Source organism: Streptomyces sp. NPDC088785 (genome assembly GCF_044750685.1).
Taxonomy (GTDB): Bacteria; Actinomycetota; Actinomycetes; order Streptomycetales; family Streptomycetaceae; genus Streptomyces.
This window is the reverse complement of the sequence record NZ_JBIVKH010000013.1, coordinates 212,487-229,838: the sequence shown is the minus strand read 5'-3', so window position 1 is coordinate 229,838 and position 17,352 is coordinate 212,487. Positions and strand designations below refer to the sequence as shown.

The 17,352-nt window shown below is 70.9% G+C and carries 15 protein-coding genes and 4 tRNA genes; 11 read left to right on the top strand and 8 right to left on the bottom strand.

The genetic code is table 11. The features are described from left to right. Positions 1-960 (top strand): acyl-CoA carboxylase subunit beta (locus ACIP5K_RS29040; RefSeq protein ID WP_401414203.1); only part of this gene is annotated, 960 nt, incomplete at its 5' end. A 28-nt stretch (positions 961-988) separates the two neighbouring features. Next, positions 989-1,180, top strand: a complete 192-nt coding sequence (locus ACIP5K_RS29035) for an acyl-CoA carboxylase subunit epsilon (protein ID WP_401414201.1) — start codon at positions 989-991, stop codon at positions 1,178-1,180. 78 nt (positions 1,181-1,258) lie between these two features. On the opposite strand, the gene ACIP5K_RS29030 is transcribed toward ACIP5K_RS29035, so the two are convergent. The 8 genes from ACIP5K_RS29030 to ACIP5K_RS28995 form a co-directional block, all read right to left on the bottom strand. Then, the gene (locus ACIP5K_RS29030; protein WP_111668156.1) at positions 1,259-1,849 is read right to left on the bottom strand and encodes an ATP/GTP-binding protein; all 591 of its coding nucleotides are present in this window, start codon (positions 1,847-1,849) and stop codon (positions 1,259-1,261) included. Further along, complete coding sequence (locus ACIP5K_RS29025) at positions 1,830-2,423, bottom strand: DUF742 domain-containing protein (RefSeq protein WP_401414199.1); 594 nt, start codon at positions 2,421-2,423, stop codon at positions 1,830-1,832. The genes ACIP5K_RS29030 and ACIP5K_RS29025 overlap by 20 nt, the downstream gene beginning before the upstream one ends. Positions 2,424-2,517: 94 nt before the next feature. Next, positions 2,518-2,931 (bottom strand): roadblock/LC7 domain-containing protein, encoded by a 414-nt coding sequence (locus tag ACIP5K_RS29020; RefSeq protein ID WP_033321188.1) that lies wholly within the window; start codon positions 2,929-2,931, stop codon positions 2,518-2,520. Between the two features lie 10 nt (positions 2,932-2,941). Beyond that, a complete protein-coding gene (locus ACIP5K_RS29015) occupies positions 2,942-6,190 on the bottom strand; it encodes a nitrate- and nitrite sensing domain-containing protein (RefSeq protein ID WP_401414197.1) in 3,249 nt (1,082 codons plus the stop codon). Positions 6,191-6,562: 372 nt separating this feature from the next. Continuing rightward, positions 6,563-7,153 carry an ATP/GTP-binding protein gene (locus tag ACIP5K_RS29010; protein WP_111668159.1) on the bottom strand — a complete coding sequence of 197 codons (591 nt, stop codon included), beginning with the start codon at positions 7,151-7,153 and terminating at the stop codon, positions 6,563-6,565. Next, positions 7,134-7,544 carry a DUF742 domain-containing protein gene (locus tag ACIP5K_RS29005; protein WP_351450404.1) on the bottom strand — a complete coding sequence of 137 codons (411 nt, stop codon included), beginning with the start codon at positions 7,542-7,544 and terminating at the stop codon, positions 7,134-7,136. Before ACIP5K_RS29005 ends, ACIP5K_RS29010 begins: the two co-directional genes overlap by 20 nt. A gap of 172 nt (positions 7,545-7,716) precedes the next feature. After that, a complete protein-coding gene (locus ACIP5K_RS29000; RefSeq protein ID WP_111668161.1) occupies positions 7,717-8,130 on the bottom strand; it encodes a roadblock/LC7 domain-containing protein in 414 nt (137 codons plus the stop codon). A 9-nt stretch (positions 8,131-8,139) separates the two neighbouring features. Then, a complete protein-coding gene (locus ACIP5K_RS28995) occupies positions 8,140-12,156 on the bottom strand; it encodes a nitrate- and nitrite sensing domain-containing protein (RefSeq protein ID WP_401414195.1) in 4,017 nt (1,338 codons plus the stop codon). Positions 12,157-12,718: 562 nt separating this feature from the next. Between ACIP5K_RS28995 and ACIP5K_RS28990 the strand changes: the two genes are divergently transcribed. The 9 genes from ACIP5K_RS28990 to ACIP5K_RS28950 all read left to right on the top strand — a co-directional run bounded on the left by ACIP5K_RS28990 (position 12,719) and on the right by ACIP5K_RS28950 (position 17,351). Then, positions 12,719-12,907, top strand: coding sequence for a hypothetical protein (locus tag ACIP5K_RS28990; RefSeq protein ID WP_401414194.1), 189 nt, complete (start codon positions 12,719-12,721; stop codon positions 12,905-12,907). A gap of 85 nt (positions 12,908-12,992) precedes the next feature. Further along, positions 12,993-13,790 (top strand): fumarylacetoacetate hydrolase family protein, encoded by a 798-nt coding sequence (locus tag ACIP5K_RS28985; protein ID WP_401414192.1) that lies wholly within the window; start codon positions 12,993-12,995, stop codon positions 13,788-13,790. Further along, positions 13,783-15,267 (top strand): glutamate--tRNA ligase, encoded by a 1,485-nt coding sequence (gltX, locus tag ACIP5K_RS28980; RefSeq protein ID WP_401414190.1) that lies wholly within the window; start codon positions 13,783-13,785, stop codon positions 15,265-15,267. Before ACIP5K_RS28985 ends, gltX begins: the two co-directional genes overlap by 8 nt. Before the next feature lie 128 nt (positions 15,268-15,395). Continuing rightward, on the top strand, positions 15,396-16,064 hold the full coding sequence (locus ACIP5K_RS28975; protein ID WP_401414189.1) for a DUF4241 domain-containing protein: 669 nt from the start codon (positions 15,396-15,398) through the stop codon (positions 16,062-16,064). A 29-nt stretch (positions 16,065-16,093) separates the two neighbouring features. Next, positions 16,094-16,837, top strand: coding sequence for an HAD family hydrolase (locus ACIP5K_RS28970; RefSeq protein ID WP_401414187.1), 744 nt, complete (start codon positions 16,094-16,096; stop codon positions 16,835-16,837). Positions 16,838-16,924: 87 nt separating this feature from the next. Then, a tRNA-Gln gene (locus ACIP5K_RS28965) sits at positions 16,925-16,996 on the top strand. 42 nt (positions 16,997-17,038) lie between these two features. Further along, positions 17,039-17,111, top strand: a tRNA-Glu gene (locus ACIP5K_RS28960). Between the two features lie 62 nt (positions 17,112-17,173). Beyond that, positions 17,174-17,246, top strand: a tRNA-Glu gene (locus ACIP5K_RS28955). Positions 17,247-17,279: 33 nt separating this feature from the next. Next, a tRNA-Gln gene (locus ACIP5K_RS28950) sits at positions 17,280-17,351 on the top strand. Position 17,352: the final 1 nt, after the last annotated feature.

Here is a 17,352-nt window from a genome sequence, read left to right as displayed (position 1 = left end):
GACGTCGTCAAGGCGGTCACCGGCGAGAACATCACCCAGAACGGCCTGGGCGGCGCCGACGTGCACGCCGAGACCAGCGGCGTGGCGCACTTCGCGTACGACGACGAAGAGACCTGCATCGCCGAGGTCCGCTACCTGATCTCGCTCCTCCCGCAGAACAACCGGGAGAACCCGCCGACGGTGGAGTCCGACGACCCGGCGGACCGCCGCTCGGACGTCCTCCTGGACCTCGTCCCCGCCGACGGCAACCGCCCCTACGACATGACCAAGGTCATCGAGGAGCTCGTCGACGACGGCGACTACCTGGAGGTCCACGAGCGCTGGGCGCGCAACATCATCTGCGCCCTGGCCCGGCTCGACGGCCAGGTCGTCGGCATCGTCGCCAACCAGCCGCAGGCGCTCGCCGGGGTCCTGGACATCGAGGCCTCCGAAAAAGCTGCCCGATTCGTGCAGATGTGCGACGCTTTCAATATCCCGATCGTGACCCTCCTGGACGTGCCCGGCTTCCTGCCCGGCGTCGACCAGGAGCACGGCGGGATCATCCGCCACGGCGCGAAGCTGCTGTACGCGTACTGCAACGCCACCGTCCCGCGGATCTCCCTGATTCTCCGCAAGGCGTACGGAGGTGCCTACATCGTCATGGACTCCCAGTCCATCGGTGCCGACCTCACTTACGCCTGGCCCACCAACGAGATCGCGGTCATGGGCGCCGAGGGCGCGGCCAACGTGATCTTCCGCCGCCAGATCGCCGAGGCCGAGGACCCCGAGGCCATGCGCCAGAAGATGGTCAAGGAGTACAAGGCCGAGCTGATGCACCCCTACTACGCGGCCGAGCGCGGCCTGGTCGACGACGTCATCGACCCCGCCGAGACCCGCGAGGTGCTCATCAGGTCCCTGGCCATGCTGCGCACCAAGCACGCCGACCTGCCGTCCCGCAAGCACGGCAACCCGCCGCAGTAGCGGCCCCTAGTCGTAGGAGACCTGCCCCATGTCCATGCCCGACATCCGCGTAGAGAAGGGCAACGCCGAGCCCGAAGAGGTCGCGGCCATCACCGCCCTCCTCGTCGCCCGCGCCGCCGCCCAGCCGCCCGCCCCGACGACGACCCGCCAGTCGCGGGCCGGGTGGCGGCGCCTGGAGCGCCAGCACGGCTTCCGCGCCCCGCACTCCTGGCAGGGCTAGCAGCCCCGCCACCAACGGCGTGAGCCCCGTCCCTGAAGGGACGGGGCTCACGCCGTTGGTCTGCTGGGCGGGGCGCCGCTAGCGCAGCCGTGCCATGAGCGCGTGCTCGACGAGCGTGATCAGCGTCGACTTGGCGTCTGCGCGGTGCCGGGCGTCCGTCGTGATGATCGGGGTGTCCGGGCCGATCTGGAGCGCCTCGCGCACCTCGTCCGGGTTGTACGGCTGGCTGCCGTCGAAGCCGTTGAGGGCGATGACGAAGGGCAGGCCGGAGTTCTCGAAGTAGTCGACGGCGGGGAAGCAGTCGGCGAGGCGGCGGGTGTCGACGAGGACGACGGCGCCGATGGCGCCGCGGACCAGGTCGTCCCACATGAACCAGAAGCGGTCCTGGCCCGGGGTGCCGAACAGGTACAGGATCAGGTCCTGGTCGAGCGTGATGCGGCCGAAGTCCATGGCGACCGTCGTGGTCGTCTTGTCCCCGGTGTGCGTCAGGTCGTCGATCCCCGCACTCGCCGAGGTCATCACGGCTTCGGTGCGCAGCGGGTTGATCTCCGACACGGCACCGACGAAGGTCGTCTTGCCGACGCCGAATCCGCCCGCCACCACGATCTTCGCGGACGTGGTGGAACGACTTGGAGTTGCCGGCCCTCCGCTAGAGCTTGCGAAGTCCACTGAGCACCCTTTCGAGCAATGTCACGTCTGGCTGACCGCCGGCGCTCTCGTCGCCGCCGGGCTGATGGATGGCGACCAGGCCCGCCTCCGCGAGGTCCGCGACGAGAATCCTGGCCACGCCGAGAGGGATCGTCAGGAGGGCCGAGATCTCGGCCACCGACTTGATCTCCCGGCACAGGTGGCAGATCCGCTGATGCTCGGGCAGTTGGCCCTGCAACTGGTGCGGCTGCGCGGTGGTGTGCACCAGCGCCTCGATGGCGAGCTGGTATCGCGGCCTGGTGCGGCCGCCCGTCATGGCGTACGGGCGCACCAGGGGGTTGTTCTTCGCGGGGGGTGCGGGATTCGCGTGGGGGCGCGGCTGCGGCTGCACGGGCTGGATGCGCGGCGCCGACGGCTGGTCGTAGGGACCGGGCTGCCGGGTCGGCCGGGCGTGGCTCGGCGCGGAAGGGAAGTTGTACCGGTTCGGCGACCCGTTCTCACGACCACGACCGCCCGTGCCGGCCTGGCCCTGGGCAGGGCCGTAGGGCGGCCAATCGGCCGACGAACCGCTCGGGGGTGTTGCTGAACCAGACACGTACTTCCTCCTCCGACTGCGCTGGGCACCATCACTGTGGAGCCGCGTCCCGAAACCTTACGGCCACGGAGCGCGAAAACGCACCGCCTGTCTGTTAGTTGAGAAGGCTCCCCTGAAGCTCCGCACGCAGGTCGGGCGTGAGAACGGTGCCCGCGCGGTCGACGAGAAGTGCCATTTCGTACCCGACGAGGCCGATGTCCGCCTCCGGGTGTGCGAGGACGGCGAGCGAAGAACCATCGGAAATGGACATGATGAAGAGGAATCCCCGCTCCATCTCCACAACTGTCTGGTTCACCGAGCCACCCTCGAAGATGCGGGACGCGCCCGCCGTCAACGAGGTCAGACCCGAGGCGACCGCCGCCAGCTGGTCGGCACGGTCGCGGGGGAACCCTTCGGACATCGCCAGAAGGAGTCCGTCGGCGGAGACCACCACCGTGTGGGACACCCCGGGGGTGTTGTCCACGAAGTTGGTGATCAACCAGTTCAGGTTCTGTGCCGCCTGGCTCATCGGGCTCACACTAACGCTCCTGGTTGTAGGTGCTGTCAGGTCCGTCGGGATACCCGTCGACCTGGCCGTTCGTATCACTGTTGCCTTCATTGCGCCCCCGCTGCACGCCACGGCGCAGGTTGCTCAGCCTGCCCCGGACGTCCTCGGGGGCCCGGGAGATCTGGGGACCGCCCTGCGAGGTCGTCTCCGCGGTGCCCTCGACCAGGTTGGCCTTGGGCACCCGGCGCGGAAGGCCGGAGGAGGTGACTCCGCCCGCCTTCGGACGCTTCAGCGACTCCGCACGCTCCCAGCGCGCGTCGTTGGCCGAGCGCCAGGTGTCACTGTCGCCTTCGCCGCTGTCCGGTGCCGGGGTTTCCTCGCGCTGGGGGGCGCTGGATCCGCGGCGCGGCAGACCGGCGTCGGTCATGTCGTGCGCGACGGAGGGGGAGGGACCGGCCGGCGACGCGGGAGTGTGCGGGTCGAAGCCTACGCTGTCCCGCTCCACCGCGGCAGGGTCCTGCGCGGATTCCGCTTCCGGTGCGTAGGAGGAGCGGAAGTCGTCCTGGTACCCCTCCTGGACCTGCCACTCGGCCTGCCGCTGCGGCTCCTGGAAGGCGCTGAAGCCGTTCGGCCGGTCCTCCGCATAGCCGCCCTGCGGGCCGTAGTCCGGGGCGTAACCGCCCGGCCCGGCGGCGGGGTGGCCGTCCTGCGCCGGAGCGGGGTAGTCGTAGCCCGACTGCTGCACATCGGCGTACCCGCCCTGCGGCAGACCGTCGTAGCCCGGCTGCTGCTGTTCGTCGTACGCGGCCGGCTGCTGGTCGTCGTACCCGAACTGCTGACCGTCGTACGAGGCCTGTTCGGGATAGCCGGAGCCGCCCTGGTCCTGCCCCGGCTGCCGCACCTCGTCGCGGAAGAGCGGCCGGTCGCCCTCGTCGGTGTACTCGGCGCCCTGCGTCTGGGCCTCCAGGGCCGCCCGGCGCTCCTCGCGCATCAGGGAACGGCCGACCGGGTCCAGCTCGCGGGCGTCGTCCGGGACCTCGTAGCGGCTGTCGTCGAAGCCGAGCTCGGCGGCGGTGCGCAGCGGCGCCTTCTCGAAGGCGGGCTGCTGCGGGATCATCGTGGAGACGGTGAAGTCGCCGCCGCCGGCGCCGTGCTGGTGGTCGCCGCTGCCGCCGTGCGTGATCACGTCCGGGAGCATCACCAGCGAGGTGGTGCCCGCCTGCTCGCCCGAGGGGCGCAGCTGGACGCGGATGCTGTGCCGGTCGGAGAGCCGGCCGACCACGAACAGGCCCATGCGCTGGGAGATCGCGGCGTCCACGGTCGGCGGGTTGGCCAGCTTGTGGTTGATGTCCGCGAAGTCCTCGGCGGTGAGGCCGATGCCCTTGTCGTGGATCTCGATCATGATGCGGCCGTCGGGCAGCCGGGTCGCGGTGACGCGGACCTTGGTCTGCGGCGAGGAGAACGAGGTCGCGTTCTCCAACAGCTCGGCGAGCAGGTGCACGAGGTCGGTGACCGCGCGGCCGTGGATGTCGGCCTCCGGCACGCCCTGCAACTCGATGCGCTCGTACTGCTCCACCTCGGAGGTGGCGGCGCGCAGCACGTCCACCAGCGGGACCGGCTGGTCCCAGCGGCGGCCGGGCTCCTCGCCGGCGAGGACCAGCAGGTTCTCGCCGTTGCGGCGCATGCGGGTCGCGAGGTGGTCCAGGCGGAAGAGGCTCTCCAGCTGGTCCGGGTCGGCCTCGTTGTTCTCCAGGTCGGTGATGAGGGTCAGCTGCCCCTCGATCAGGGACTGGTTGCGGCGCGAGAGGTTGGTGAAGATCGCGTTGATGTTGCCGCGCAGGAGGGCCTGCTCGGCGGCGAGCCGGACGGCCTCGCGGTGCACCTGGTCGAAGGCGCGGGCGACCTCGCCGATCTCGTCGGTGGTGGTGATCGGGATGGGCTGGACGCGGGTGTCCACCCGGCCCGGCTCGGTGCGCGAGAGCTGGTCGACGAGCGACGGCAGCCGCTGCTCGGCCACGTCGAAGGCGGCGGAGCGCAGCCGGCGCATCGAGCGCGACATCTGGCGGGCCATGAGCCCGGCGATGAGGAACGCGGCGAGGACGGCGAGCACGGTGGCGCCCGCGGTGATGTACGCGTCGCGCTGGGCGTCGTCGGCGATGCCCGAGGCGTCGGTCACGGCCCGGTCGATCAGCTCGCTCTCGACCTCGGTGTACCCGTCGAACTTGCTCGTGGTGGCGTACTGCCAGGTCTCGGGCGTCACGCCCTTGGCGGCGAGCGCCTGCGGGCTCTGGCCCTGGGCGACCGCGGCGACCATGCCGTCGTAGACGCTGCCGTCCTTGCTGGGCAGCTTCGTGGGCAGCTTGTTGCCCTTGGCCGCCTGGCTCCGGACGAGCGCCGGGTACTCCTGGACGCCCTCGGCGGCCTTCTGCTGGAAGACCTTCTTGAGGTTGGCGACGTCCGAGGGCTCGGCGCCGGAGACGAACTCCTGCGTCGCGATGCCCTCCAGATAGGTGTACGAGTTGAAGGAGACGACCTGGCGCTGGAACGTCGCCTTGTCGGTGCTGGGCCGCACCAGCAGGTGCATGCCGATGGAGCGGTTGAGCGACTCGGCGGCCTTGGCCAGCTGGATCGCGTACACGGTCCGGCCGTACGCGGTCACGTTGCTGTTGCCGAGGTTCAGCTCATTGGCGACTTCCATGAGGTAGTGCTGGACGGAGACATAGCCCTCCTCCGTCTTCACCGGGTCCATGTCGCGCCCGTACGCCTTCTTGCGCAGGACGGCGAGCTGCGGCTCGGCCTTCTCGATCAGGCCGAGCCGGCGCTGGAGCCCGGCGTTGTCGGGGGCGCCCCTGACCTCCTCGGCGAACGCGGTCTTGGCGTCGTCCGTGGCGGCGTAGAGCTTCTTCACGGTCGCGGAGTCGCGCTCGCCGGACAGGATCGGCTGGGCCGACAGGTCGCGCTCGTTGAGCAGCGCCTGCCCGTACGCGGCGGCGGCCTTGACGATCCGGGCCGTCTTCTCCGCGTCCTGCGCCTCGTTCAGGGTGTCGATCGAGCCCTTGACCTGGAAGCCGCCCATCACGAGTGCGACCAGGACGGGTATCAGCAGGATCGCGTTCAGCTTGGTGGGCACCCGCCAGTTGCGCGGTGACATCCGTCCGCCGGACGGAGCCGGCGCCACGGTCTCGGCCACGGGGGCGGCCGACGCCGCTGTGCGCGGCGGCGGGGTGAAGTTGCCCCGTGCCGCCGACGCGGGCTCGGGGCCGTTCGTGCTTCGCCTCACTCGACCAACAACCTCTCGGCGTCGGCACCTACGTTGTGCCGCGGTATGTCTCCAGGCCCGTTCTTACTGGGCAGTTCAGCGCATTCCAGCACGTCAGGAGGCGCACTTCCAAACAGTCGGAAGCGGAACCTCCAGGTGATCCATGCCCTAGATAAAACGGTCATAAAGAGCGAGCCCCGCCAAAAGGCGGGGCTCTTGTGAGCGCAGTGGAACCGGGTGTGCGCGACCCGTGGTGGGACCCCTGCAATTCTCTGTCGAAACGTTATGAACACAGAGGCCCCGCGTGTCAAAGGCCACAGGGCCCCCCGAAGGGCCTCCCGCAACTGCCGTATGTTTTCAGCCACTTGGTGGCCGGTTTCCGGCAGTTCCCGGCTACTTGAGCCGGGCCATCAGCGCGTGCTCGACCAGTGTGATCAGGGCACTCTTTGCATCCGCACGGTGTCGCGCGTCGGTGGTGATGATCGGCGAGTCGGGTCCGATCTGGAGCGCCTCACGGACCTCGTCGGGCGTGTAGGGCTGGTGTCCGTCGAAGCCGTTGAGGGCGATGACGAAGGGCAGGCCGGAGTTCTCGAAGTAGTCGACGGCGGGGAAGCAGTCGGCGAGGCGGCGGGTGTCGACGAGGACGACGGCGCCGATGGCGCCGCGGACCAGGTCGTCCCACATGAACCAGAAGCGGTCCTGGCCCGGGGTGCCGAACAGGTACAGGATCAGGTCCTGGTCGAGCGTGATGCGGCCGAAGTCCATGGCGACCGTCGTGGTCGTCTTGCCGCCCGTGTGCGTGAGGTCGTCGATCCCGGCGCTGGCCGAGGTCATCACGGCCTCGGTGCGCAGCGGATTGATCTCGGAGACCGCACCCACGAACGTGGTCTTGCCGACGCCGAAGCCGCCCGCCACCACGATCTTCGCCGATGTGGTGGGACGGGGGTCCGCGCCGAGCGCGCCGTCAGAGCTTGCGAAGTCCACTGAGCACCCTTTCGAGCAGAGTCACGTCCGGCGCACCGCCGTTGGCCTCGTCGCCACCCGGCTGGTGGATGGCGACGAGCCCGGCCTCCGCGAGGTCCGCGACGAGGATCCGGGCCACACCGAGCGGCATCGACAGCAGCGCCGACACCTCGGCCACCGACTTGACCTCGCGGCACAGGTGGCAGATGCGCTGGTGCTCGGGGAGCAGGGTCACCAGCTGCGCCGGGTCGGCGCTGGTGGAGACGAGCGCCTCGATGGCCAGCTGGTAGCGCGGCCTGGTCCGGCCGCCGGTCATCGCGTAGGGGCGGACCAGCGGCTGGTCGCCCTCATGACCGTAACCGGCATGTGCGGCACTGCCGTACGGATCGTGAGGAGCGGTGGGCGGGGTCATGGATCCTCCGGGCGGGACGGCGGGGTGAGGGCCTGCCGTCTGAGGGTGGGCCGGTGGGGGAGTTGTGACGGCCGGACGGGGGTTACGTAAGTGCTGTGGCATTCGAGGCTGGTGGTGCGTAAGACTTGGCGCGAGGCCGGGGTTACCGGCCGTCACACGGGTCTTCGGCCGGTCAGTGCAGCAGGGTGCCCTGCAACTCGGCGCGCAGGTCCGGGGTGAGGACGGCGCCCGCGCGGTCGACGAGGAGCGCCATCTCGTACCCGACGAGGCCGATGTCGCACTCGGGGTGTGCGAGCACGGCCAGCGACGAGCCGTCCGAGACGGACATGATGAAGAGGAAGCCGCGCTCCATCTCCACGACCGTCTGATTCACCGGACCGCCCTCGAAGATTCTCGACGCCCCGGCCGTCAGCGAGGTCAACCCCGAGGCGACGGCCGCCAGTTGGTCCGCGCGGTCGCGCGGGAACCCTTCCGACATCGCGAGCAGCAGACCGTCCGCGGACACCACCACCGTGTGCGAGACACCCGGGGTGTTGTCCACGAAGTTGGTGATCAACCAGTTCAGGTTCTGTGCCGCCTGGCTCATCTGGCTCAACTAACGCTCCTGCTGGTGAGTGGGGCGAGGGTGACTGCCGGTCTGGCCGTCGGTCCCGGCCTGTCGGCCCTGCTGGATGCCCCGACGGAGATTGGTCAGCCGTCCGCGCACGTCGTCGGGCGCGCGCGAGACCTGGGGTCCGGCCTGGTGCTGCTGCTGTTCCTGGGCCGTGCCCGCCACGAGGTTCGCCCGCGGGACACGGCGCGGCAGACCCGAGACGGTGACGCCGCCCGCGGCGGGCTTGCGCACCCGCTCGGCCTGACGCATCAGCTCGTCGTTCGGGGACTGACGCCAGTTCGCCTGGTCCTGCCCGGCGTCGGGCACGGCCGGCGCGGCCTCGGGGGCCCGCGCCCGCATCCGCTGCGGCGGTACGGGGGCCTGCGGCTGGGACGGCGCCGCGGACTGCTGCGGACCGCCGCGCTGCGGGAGCTGCTGCCCCTGCCGCTGCGGCTGGTCCTGCGGGCGGCCCTGCTGCGGCGCCTGCTGCTGGGCCTGTTGTGCCTGCTGGGCCTGCTGCTGTCCGTGGAACCAGTTGGTCTCCAGGGTGTCGTACAGCGGCGTACGCCCGTCGCCCGGCTGGTCCGCCGGCGGCAGGTAGCCCTGCTGCTGCGCGGGCTGCGCCGGAAGGCCCTGGTCCTGACCGCGGCCCTGATCGCCGAAGCCCTGGACGCCGTTGCCGGTGCCGTCCCCGGCGCCGTAGCCCTGGTTGCCGTAGTCGTCGCGCCGGTGCGGAGCGTCGGGACGCTCGAACTGGCCGGTGCTCGCGGGGTCCTGCGGACGCTCGTACTGACCGGTGCCGTACTGGTCCCGGCCCTGACCGGCGTCGTACTGACCGGCCGGGAACTGGCCCGTGTCGTACTGACCGGCCGGGAACTGGCCCGTGTCGTACTGATCGGCCGGGGACCGGCCCGTGTCGTACTGGCCCGCCGGGAGCTGACCGGTCGGGAACTGGCCCGTCGACGCGGACTGGTCCTGGCGGTCCTGCCGGCCGTTGTCCCGGAAGGCGCCGAAGTCCTGGCCGTCGTCGTACGCCCCGCCGTTGTACGCGCCGCCGTTGGTCTGCGGCTGGCCGCCCTGGCGCGGGCCGGAGCCCGGGGCGCCGCCGTTGGGGGCGCCGCCGAACACGTCCGAGCGGACGAACTGGCCGGTGCCCTGGCCCGGGTGCCGGGCCTGACCCTGGCCGGGCCCCTGGAGGTCGCCCTGGATCTGCGGGAACTGCGTGGTGGAGTCGACGGAGTCCGTCTCCTCGTGACCGCGCGGCGCGTCCAGGCTGGGCTGCGCGTTCTCGTCGCTCCAGCTCGGCACGCGCGGCGCCGGGTTGCCGCCCGGCAGCTCGGCGCGCGGACCGCCGCGCGGGGGCAGCACGGGACGTCCACCGCGGCCCTGGTTCTGACCCTGGCCCTGGTTCTGGCCCTGGTTCTGACCCGGGCCGCGGCCCTGGTCGCCCGGGGCGCTGTGGGTGCGCTGCTGCGGCGGGACCGGGGCCGGCGCGTTGAAGACGCCGGGCCCCTGCGGGTCGTTCTGCTGGGCGCGCACCGGCTGCGGGGTCTGCGGACCCTGCGCCTGAGCGCCGCCGTCGCGGGCGGGCAGCGCCGCGCGCGGACCGTTCTGGCCCGCGCCGACCTGCGGCCGCGACGCGCCGGGACCGGCACCGAGCCGGCCCGCGTTGCCGCCGCCCGCACCGCCCGCACCGGGACCACCGAAACCGGGACCGCCGAAGCCGGGGCCACCGGGACCACCGGCGGCGGGACCGCCCGGACCGACCCCGCGGCGCGCGGCGGCGACACCGGCCGCCGCCTGCGCGGCGGCGGGACCGCCGGAGCCGCCCGGGCCACCGGGCTTGCCGGGCAGCTTCTTGCCGCCCTGGGCGACATCGACCGGCAGCATGACCAGCGCCGTCGTACCGCCGGAGTCCGACGGACGGAGCTGGATGCGGATGCCGTGCCGCTGCGACAGCCGGCCGACCACGAACAGACCCATGCGGCGGGAGACCGACACGTCCACGGTGGGCGGCGACGCGAGCCGCTCGTTGATCGCGGCGAGGTCCTCGGGGGAGAGGCCGATGCCGGTGTCGTGGATCTCGATCAGGACGCGGCCGTCGGGCAGCGCGTGACCGGTGACCTTGACCTTGGTCTGCGGCGACGAGAACGACGTCGCGTTCTCCAGCAGCTCGGCGAGCAGGTGCACGAGGTCGTTGACGACGCGTCCCGCGACGTCCGTGGCGGGCACGGAGGCCAGCTCGATGCGCTCGTACTGCTCCACCTCGGACGCGGCGGCACGCAGCACGTCGACGAGCGGCACGGGCCGCGTCCAGCGACGGCCGGGCTCCTCACCGGCGAGGACCAGCAGGTTCTCACCGTTACGGCGCATGCGGGTCGCGAGGTGGTCGAGCTTGAACAGGGAGGAGAGCTGGTCGGGGTCGGCCTCGCGGGACTCCAGCTCGGAGATGAGCGAGAGCTGGCGCTGGATGAGGCCCTGCGAGCGGCGCGAGAGGTTGGTGAACATCGCGTTGACGTTGCCCCGCAGGAGGGCCTGCTCGGCGGCGAGCCGCACGGCCTCGCGGTGCACGTCGTCGAAGGCCGCGGCCACCTGGCCGATCTCGTCCCGGGAGTGCACACCGACCGACTCGACGGAGGTGTCGACGTCCTGCGGGTCCGACTCGGACAGCTGCGCGACCAGCTCGGGCAGCCGCTCCTGGGCCACCTTGGTCGCGGTGTCCTGGAGCCGGCGCAGCGAGCGGATCATGGACCGCGCCACGACGAACGCGCCGACGAGCGAGACGCCGAGCACGAGCAGGATCAGCGCACCGTTGATGATCGCCTGACGCTCGGAGGCGCTGCGCAGCTCGCGGGCCTGCTGCTCCATCTCGTTGAGCAGCGTCGTCTCGATGGTCGACATCTGCGTGATGCGCGCGGTGTCGGAGTCGTACCAGTCCCGGTACGAGCGCTTGTCCTGCGTCTTGATGCCGTCGGTCCGGGAGAAGACCCGGTCCGCGTAGTTGTCCGCCGCCTTCCTGGTGGCGTTGTTGTCCGTGATCGGCTTGAGCAGTTCCGCCGCGGCGGACCCGCCGTACACCGTGCGGAACGAGGTGATCGCGTTCACCTGGTCGCTGAGGGCGGCCTGGCCGTAGAGCCGGTCGCTCTCGGTCAGCGAGCCGAACGTCTTGCCGTTCTCCGGCAGGGCGGCCGCGATGATGGCGCGCTGCTCGGAGGCGTACTCCTTGGCGTTGGAGAACGCGGCCAGCGAACGCGTGCGGTCGATCATCTCGGGGCTGCTGGTCGCCTGCGCCATGTCGGTGGAGAGCGAGAGCAGGTTGTCGATGATGCGGCTGTAGGCCTCGACCGTCTGCGAGGTCGGCCGGCCCTTGGCGTAGGCCTCGGTGCGGATCTTCTTCAGCTCGTTGAGCTGGGTGGCGATCTGGACGGCGTGGTCGCGGACGCCCTTGAGGCTCGACTCGTCGTCGCCGTCGACGGCGTACGTCCCGTCGAGGAACGCGGTCCTGGCCTTGTCGGTCTGCTGGCGCGCCTGCTTCACGTCGTAGTTGGTCGACGCGGCCTTCGGGTCGTTGGCCAGCGGGCCCGCCGACTGGTCGCGCTCGGTCTGGAGCGCCGACGCCAGCGAGGTGGCCTGCTTCGTCATCTCGGTCAACAACTTCATGTTGTCGAGCTGATCGATCTCGTTCAGGGACTCGGCGATGCGCAGGGCGCCGAGCGAGGTGGCCGCGACGACGGGCAGGGCGAGCAGCGACACCAGACGGGTCGAGATGCGCCAGTTGCGCAGGGCCACCCGGGAGCCGGGCCCGGTGGGGGCCTTGGGCTTGGCGGCCTGGGGCGGAGCGGGCGCGGCGGGTCCGCCGGCCGTGGCCGAGCGCGTCTCGCGCTCGCCGACGTCGACGGACGCGGTGCGCCCCGGGTTCTGGGCGTGCGGGGGCTGGGAACCGTCGGCTATCGGGCCGGTCCCGCCGCGCGGCTCCGGCTCCGCCGCAGCGCTGCCATCCCTGTTCTTACGTCCCTGCACTAGCGTCGCAACCTCTGGACCAGGCGCCCCGTCCGTGAGCACGGACAAGGCGGTGTCGGCGTAGTTCGAGGGGCGACCTGAACGCCCCCCAGTTTGGTCGTGAGTGACCGGCGCTGGCTTCCCCCTCCCCGCCGCAGTCCGGCGCGGTCTCGCGCCCGGTGCGCCGGTTCGATCCCGCGACGGTCCCGGGAATTCCAGCACAGTGCAGGATCTCCAACAAGGGCCGAGCGATCCGGCGCACCCGTCGTGACGGCATGTGCAGGAAGGGTCACCTCACGTAGAAGATGATCTAGTGAAAAACGGGCATCGCCGGACTTTTCACTTACGGCCGGGGGGTGTCCCAGTCGCCATGATCGGCAGCGGAATGATGGCTTCAGTCACGCAATGTCCGTTTCACCGCGCGACCCCGACCGGCCGATGTGTCCCATTTGCCCGCCATCCCGTGAGCAAACTCACACGGGGTGGATCACAACTTCCCGCCTTTCGGCGGGAATCAGATGTTTAGCCTGACGCTTTACAGGGATGGCCCGCCCGACAACCGAGAAGGTTCCTGAGCACTCTCATGAAGACGACGATGATCTCCCTCAACCTTGCCAACCCGCGCCGCACCACCCTGGCGCACCTCAAGGACGCCGACGAGATCCAGGCCGCGCCGGCCGTCCCGGAACACTCGGTCACGCTGCCCGCGAACACGGCCAACCCCCGGCGCACGATCCTGATGGTCGCCCCGGAGATCACCCCGGCCGCCTGACGCGCCCGGCGGGGCCCCACCGCGTTAGCCTGGACCGGTCACCTCCCACCCGGGCCCAACGCAAGCAAAAGGGGCGCAGCCACCCGTGCGCATCGCCAGATTCTCCATCGACGGGAACGTCGCCTTCGGCGCGGTCGAGGGCGACAGCCCACCCGGGACCACCGACGGACTCGTCCTCGACATCATCAAGGGCATCCCGTTCGCGGACTTCGAGCTCTCCGGTACGAAGGTCCCGCTCAACAAGGTCCGGCTGCTGCCCCCGGTGCTCCCGAACAAGGTGATCGCCTTCGGGCGCAACTACGCGGAGCACGCGAAGGAGCTGGGCAACGAGGTCCCGGACACCCCCTTCGCCTTCTTCAAGCCGTCGACCTCGGTCATCGGCCCGTCTGACCAGATCCAGTACCCGGCCTTCTCCGAGGAACTGCACCACGAGGCCGAGCTGGCCGTGGTCATCGGCCGGATGTGCCGCGAGGTCCCCCGCGAGCGCGTCAAGGACGTCGTCTTCGGCTACACGGCCGCGAACGACGTGACCGCCCGCGACGTCCAGAGGCGCGAGAAGCAGTGGGCCCGCGCCAAGGGCTTCGACACGTCCTGCCCGCTGGGCCCCTGGGTCGAGACCGACCTCTCCCTGGCCCAGGCGTCCGACCTCACGATCCAGTGCACGGTCAACGGCACGCAGCGCCAGCTCGGCCGCACGTCGGACATGATCACGTCCATCGAGGACCTGATCGTCAACATCTCCGAGGCCATGACGCTCCTGCCGGGCGACGTCATCCTCACGGGCACCCCGGAAGGGGTCGGCCCCCTGCACGTCGGCGACGAGGTCGCCGTCACCATCGAAGGCATCGGCACTCTCACCAACAAGGTTGTCAAGCGTGGCTAGCGCAGCAGCGTCTCCCGTCCGTGTCCGTTTCTGTCCCTCGCCCACCGGCAACCCGCACGTGGGCCTGGTCCGCACCGCCCTGTTCAACTGGGCCTTCGCGCGCCACCACCAGGGCACCCTGGTCTTCCGCATCGAGGACACCGACGCGGCCCGCGACAGCGAGGAGTCGTACGAGCAGCTCCTCGACGCGATGCGCTGGCTCGGCTTCGACTGGGACGAGGGCCCCGAGATCGGCGGCCCGCACGCCCCGTACCGGCAGTCGCAGCGCATGGACATCTACCGCGACGTCGCCGACAAGCTGATCGCCGCGGGCCGGGCCTACCCCTGCTACTGCTCCACGGAGGAGCTGGACGCCCGCCGCGACGCCGCCCGCGCCGCCGGCAAGCCGTCCGGCTACGACGGCCACTGCCGCGACCTGTCCGCCGAGCGGAAGGCCGCCTACGAGGCCGAGGGCCGCAAGCCGATCATCCGCTTCCGGATGCCCGACAAGACGATCACGTTCACGGACCTGGTCCGCGGCGACATCTCCTACGAGCCGGAGAACGTGCCGGACTACGGCATCGTCCGGGCCAACGGCGCCCCGCTGTACACGCTCGTCAACCCGGTCGACGACGCCCTGATGGAGATCACCCACGTCCTGCGCGGCGAGGACCTGCTCTCCTCCACCCCCCGCCAGATCGCCCTCTACGAGGCGTTGCAGGAGCTGGGCCTGGCCAAGTACACCCCGCTCTTCGGCCACCTCCCGTACGTCATGGGCGAGGGCAACAAGAAGCTGTCCAAGCGCGACCCGCAGAGCAGCCTCAACCTCTACCGCGAGCGCGGCTTCCTCCCCGAGGGCCTGCTCAACTACCTCTCGCTGCTCGGCTGGTCCCTCTCGGCGGACCGCGACATCTTCTCCATCGACGAGATGGTGGCCGCCTTCGACGTCGCGGACGTCCAGCCGAACCCGGCGCGCTTCGACCTCAAGAAGTGCGAGTCGATCAACGGCGACCACATCCGCCTGCTCGACCCCAAGGACTTCGCGTCCCGCTGCGAGCCCTGGCTGCGGGCGCCGTTCGCGCCGTGGGCCCCGGAGGACTTCGACGAGGCCAAGTGGGCGGCGATCGCCCCGCACGCCCAGACCCGCCTCAAGGTCCTCTCCGAGATCACGGACAACGTCGACTTCCTCTTCCTCCCCGAGCCCGCCACGGACGAGGCGAGCTGGACGAAGGCGATGAAGGAGGGCTCCGACGCCCTGCTCGTCACCGCCCGCGAGAAGCTCGAAGCGGCCGACTGGACGTCCCCCGAGTCCCTCAAGGAAGCGGTCCTGGCCGCCGGCGAGGCCCACGGCCTCAAGCTCGGCAAGGCCCAGGCCCCGGTCCGGGTCGCCGTCACCGGCCGCACCGTCGGCCTGCCCCTGTTCGAGTCCCTGGAGATCCTGGGCAAGGACAGCACGCTGGCCCGCATCGACGCGGCCCTGGCGAAGCTCGCCGCGTAAGCGATCTCGCGCCCGAGGGGCGGCACCCGGTCGATCCGGGGCCGCCCCTCCGGCGTTGTCGGCGCCGGACACTACGGTGCAGACGTCACCCGCCACCTCCCGCCCCGCCCCTCCCGGAGAGCCCCGCCATGCCGATGCCCGCTCGCGACTACGCGCGCTACTTCACCGCCGGTCACACCTTCACCCTGCCGTCGGGCCTGGTCGGCACGGTCGACGTCCGCACCGCCGGAGAGCTGTGGCTGCCCTCGGGCCGGGTCGTCGCCGGCGATCCGTTCATCGCGCTCGGCTCCGGCGAGTACGAGCCCTTCGCGGTCGCGGTGGAGCCCGGCCGCTACCGCGTCGACGCCGCGGTCGCCACCCTCGTCACCCCCGGCGAACCGCCGTCCGACCAGCCCCACGAGCGGGTGGCCGCCGCCCGCCTGGTCATACGCGACGAGCCCGTGGCGTCCTGGGAACACGCCCTCCAGCCCGGCCAGGACACCGCCGACCTCAGCGACGACGAGTACTTCGGCTACGGCGTGGACGCCGGTACCGGCAGCTTCTACGACGCCGAGTCCGACGCCTCCTTCCCCGAGTGCGAGGGCGACGAGGGCCCGCTGTGGGACGCCTTCGAGGCGCACGACCACGCGCCGGGCCCCTACCTGGTCACCTCGCCGTCCACCGGCCACACCGTCGCCGCGTTCGGCTCCGGCTGGGGCGACGGCGCGTACCCCACCTGGATCGGCCGCACCGCGAGCGGCGAGGTGGCCTGCTTCGTCACGGACTTCTTCGTCATCGAGGAACCGGACGCCGGCTGAGAGCGCCCCGGCCGACGTACGGTCGTCGCATGCCGCCGCCCGCTCACCCGTCCTCGCCGATCAAGGCGGTCGTCTGGGACATCGACGACACGCTGTTCGACTACGCGACCGCCGACACCACCGGCATGCGCGCCCACCTCGCCGCCGAACGCCTGCTCGACGCCCACGCGGGCGCCGGGCACGCCCTCGCCCGCTGGCAGGCGCTGACGCGTGAGCACTGGGCGCGCTTCGAGGCGGGCGAGACGGACTGGGAGGGCCAGCGCAGGGACCGGGTGCGCGCCTTCGTGGGGAGCGCGCTCACGGACCCGGAGGCCGACGCCTGGTTCGCCCGCTACCTGGGCCACTACGAGGCGGCCTGGGCGCTCTTCCCGGACACCGTGCCCGCCCTCGACGCCCTCGCCCGCACCCACCGGCACGCGGTGCTCTCCAACTCCTCGCTGCACAACCAGGACCGCAAGCTGCGCGTCCTCGGCGTCCGGGACCGCTTCGAGGCCGTGGTCTGCGCGGCCGAACTGGGCGTCGCCAAACCGGCGGCCGCCGCCTTCCACGCCGTCTGCACGCGCCTCGGCCTGGCCCCGCACGAGGTCGCGTACGTCGGCGACCAGCCCGACACCGACGCCGGGGGAGCGGTCGCGGCGGGCCTCACCGGCATCTGGCTGGACCGCGCCGGACGGGGCGGCCGGCCCGAACTCACCCGCATCACGGGCCTCGACCAGCTGCCCCCGCTGCTGGCCGGGGATACACGTTTTGGAGCGCCGGACACCTTCGGGTAATGTTCTTCCTGCGCCGAGGGGAGCGGGCCGAAAGCCCCGAACCGAAAGCGCAAGCCGAGCGAAATCCCCCCGGGGATGGCGTCACGGTGGCCTATGGTGTAATTGGCAGCACGACGGTTTCTGGTTCCGTTAGTCTAGGTTCGAGTCCTGGTAGGCCAGCTCGCAGAGCTCATCTGCACCCGTGGATTCCAGATCCACAAAGCCCCCGTTGTGTAGCGGCCTAGCACGCCGCCCTCTCAAGGCGGTAGCGCCGGTTCGAATCCGGTCGGGGGTACAGATCCTTCCCGCGAGGACGGTACGGGTAGCTCCCGCCGACCTTGATGCAGGATCGCTAGGGCCCCCGTTGTGTAGCGGCCTAGCACGCCGCCCTCTCAAGGCGGTAGCGCCGGTTCGAATCCGGTCGGGGGTACTGGTCAAGATCTGAAAATGGTCTAAACCACCATGGCCTATGGTGTAATTGGCAACACTACGGTTTCTGGTACCGTCATTCTAGGTTCGAGTCCTGGTAGGCCAGC